This window comes from Methylomonas sp. MgM2, from assembly GCF_054172045.1.
Genome location: NZ_JBSYXO010000090.1, coordinates 1 through 1,571, shown reverse-complemented (window position 1 = coordinate 1,571; position 1,571 = coordinate 1). Strand labels below are relative to the sequence as shown.

The 1,571-nt window shown below is 62.5% G+C and carries 1 protein-coding gene; it reads left to right on the top strand.

Going from position 1 to position 1,571, the window contains the following annotated elements; translation table 11 throughout:
• The coding region (gene dxs / locus ACW73I_RS22990) for a 1-deoxy-D-xylulose-5-phosphate synthase (RefSeq protein ID WP_458031839.1) at positions 1-1,571 on the top strand (1,571 nt) is incomplete at both ends.

Here is a 1,571-nt window from a genome sequence, read left to right as displayed (position 1 = left end):
CTGACCGGGCGCAAGGAGCGCATGCCGACCATTCGGACCTTGGGCGGAGTGTCGGCCTTTCCGGCCCGGGACGAAAGCGAATACGACGCCTTCGGGGTCGGCCATTCCAGTACGTCGATCAGCGCGGCCTTGGGCATGGCCATCGCTTCGCAGCTGCGCGGCGAGGACAAGAAGATGGTGGCCATCATCGGCGACGGCGCCATCACCGGCGGCATGGCCTACGAGGCCATGAACCATGCCGGCGACGTCAACGCCAATCTGCTGGTGATCTTGAACGACAACGATATGTCGATTTCGCCGCCGGTCGGGGCGATGAACAATTATCTGACCAAGGTGTTGTCCAGCAAGCTGTATTCCTCGGTACGAGCGGAAAGCAAGAAGGCCTTGTCCAGCATGCCCAGCGTCTGGGAGCTGGCGCGTAAGGCCGAAGAGCACGTCAAAGGCATGATCGTGCCGGGCACTTTGTTCGAGGAGCTGGGTTTCAATTATTTCGGCCCGATCGACGGCCACGACGTCGATATGCTGGTCTCGACCCTGGAAAACATCAAAGACTTGAGCGGGCCGGTGTTCCTGCATGTGGTGACCAAGAAAGGCAAGGGCTACGCCCCGGCCGAGAAAGATCCTTTGGCCTACCACGGCGTGCCGGCCTTCGATCCGACCAAGGATTATTTACCGAAAGCCACGCCTTCGCCGCATCCGACCTATACCGAAGTGTTCGGCCGCTGGTTGTGCGACATGGCGGCCCAAGACGAGCGCTTGCTGGGCATCACCCCGGCCATGCGCGAGGGTTCCGGTCTGGTGAAGTTTTCCCAGCAGTTTCCGAAACGTTACTTCGACGTGGCCATCGCCGAGCAGCATGCGGTGACCCTGGCCGCCGGCCAAGCCTGCCAGGGCGCCAAGCCGGTGCTGGCGATTTATTCGACCTTTCTGCAACGCGGCTACGATCAGCTGATCCACGACGTGGCCCTGCAGAACCTGGACGTGCTGTTCGCGCTGGACAGAGCCGGTCTGGTCGGCCCGGACGGCCCGACCCACGCCGGCGCCTTCGATTACAGCTATATGCGCTGCATTCCGAATCTGCTGATCATGGCCCCGGCCGACGAGAACGAGTGCCGGCAAATGCTGACCACCGGTTTCCACTACAATGGCCCGGCCTCGGTGCGTTATCCGCGCGGCAAAGGCCCCGGCGTCGCCATCGACCCGGCCTTGAGCACCTTGGACATCGGCAAGGCCGAGATCAGACATCAAGGCGGCCGCATCGCGATCCTGGCCTGGGGCTCCATGGTCGCCCCCGCCGTCGAAGCCGGCAAGCAATTGGGCGCGACCGTGGTCAACATGCGTTTCGTCAAACCGTTCGACGAGGCCTTGGTGCTGGAGATGGCCGGCAGCCACGACGTCCTGGTCACGGTCGAGGAAAACGTCTTGGCCGGCGGCATCGGCAGCGGCATCAACACCTTCTTGCAACAGCAGAAGATTTTGATGCCGGTCCTCAACATCGGCCTGCCCGACCGCTTCGTCGAACAGGGCGGCCGCGAGGAATTGCTCGGCCTAGTCGGATTGGATTCTCAGGG